Consider the following 1,700-nt stretch of genomic DNA (forward strand, 5'->3'; position numbering starts at 1 on the left):
TTGCCGTTGGCACTGGGCAGCGCGGTAAACTCGATAGCGCTGCCTTCCATCCATGAAGCGCGGTTGGCCATACATAGTCCAACCGCAAAATCACCATGGCGTTTATCTGTTTTCTTTTTGCCGTCGTGGTCTTTAGTTTTGCCTTTATTAATCTTGGGTATGCCGTTAACAACCTTGATATGGCACATATCGTCTAGTACGTTCTGGTGACGGGGAATTTCTAAGTTGTGGTCGTCAAATTCGCCTTTTAGCTTAGGCATCCATTCTGCATACCAGTTGTCGCTGAGGTGAACACATTCAACCAGTTCAATGCCAAACTCTAACGCTGAGGCTTCGGCTAGATAGCCACCATTACCCGTAGCATCAAATGAGGCACCACGCAGCCGTGGCAGTCGGCGCAAAATAAAGAATACAACTTGTCGTTGTACTTCATACGGGGCATTTTTTATCTCAATAACAAACGGTGTGCGTTTATGTAAATCGGCACGTATACGCAGTGGTACAAGCGATGTTAAATCGCCCGTGCGTGCAAAGTCTTCACCAAATGCGTGTTGCTCTTCGGGGTCTAGTTTATCCAACAAAGGTTGGATCACGTCTTTGCAAAATTGCTCGGTTTCTTTAAAGCGCTGTTCTTTGGTCCATGTCATCCACTCGTCGGTACATGTTAAGCGGTGTATTGGAATACCTTTCGTCATGGCTTCCTCAATAACAACACGTTTTAAATAGTTACCACCGCTGCGCTTGGGCACACAAAAGTACTCTTCGTCTGCCGAGTCTTTATTGGGGGACTCGTCAATTCTATCTTGTCGCCATTTAGCTTCCGCTTTGGGCGACCACTCCCAATTTTTTACAAAACAAATGCGCTTATATAAGCCATCATTTAGCGCATCATCTAAGGTAATGCGATGTACTGAATACGGCTTTTTACCCTCGCGGGCATCTTTTATGTATTCATTAAAAAGATTATCTACACCATTATGTGTTGAAATTATTCGTACACGGCTGCCCCACATACGCAGGGCCATTGCTGCCTGCAACAGTGCATCTAATGATTCATGGAACGCGGCTTCATCAATTACCACGTCACCTTGCAAACCACGCAAATTTGACGGGCGACTTGATAACGCTTGAATTTTAAATCCACTATTAGGAAAGCGGATCATGTACGTTAGGATCTCTTCTTTTTTCTCACTATCCCAAAACGTTTGTTCGTATACGTCGGCTTTGGCTAACTGATCAAACGCACGAGCAAACAGCGCGCAAGCAGCAATATATTCAAGCGCCATTTCTTGCTTTGAGCCAACGTAAAATACATTGCTACCATCGCGTTTTTTTGGCTTGCTGGCTGTTAAAACATTGCGGCCAGCTTCTGCCCACGTTAAACCCGTGCGTCGTGACTTCTCTGCAATACAAACGCCTGCCTCATCTTCAAACCAACGTTGTTGATACGGCAAAAAAACAGCTTCTTTGTTTGGTATTTCAAATTCATCAGCGTCAGGTACATCAACGCCATAAATTGACATTTCTTCTTTTAAATCAATTTTAGAAGGGCGGCCTATCGGGGTGAGTGAAGCTTGGTTAGTCATTAGGCTTTACCCAGTAATATGCCACGAATTTTATCTTCTAGCTGTTCACTCATGCCATCTTCACCGCGTAACTCATCACCTACAGCATTGGCCGCTTCTTCAGCGAATGCTTTA

The 1,700-nt window shown here is 44.8% G+C and carries 1 protein-coding gene; it reads right to left on the bottom strand.

Translation table 11 applies throughout. The features are described from left to right. On the bottom strand, window positions 1-1,586 hold a 1,586-nt coding region (locus J8L97_RS22860; RefSeq protein ID WP_211053019.1), incomplete at its 3' end, for a terminase large subunit domain-containing protein. Between the last annotated feature and the right edge of the window lie 114 nt (window positions 1,587-1,700).

This window comes from Pseudoalteromonas sp. MMG012 (assembly GCF_018100875.1).
In the GTDB taxonomy this organism is placed as follows: domain Bacteria; phylum Pseudomonadota; class Gammaproteobacteria; order Enterobacterales; family Alteromonadaceae; genus Pseudoalteromonas; species Pseudoalteromonas aurantia.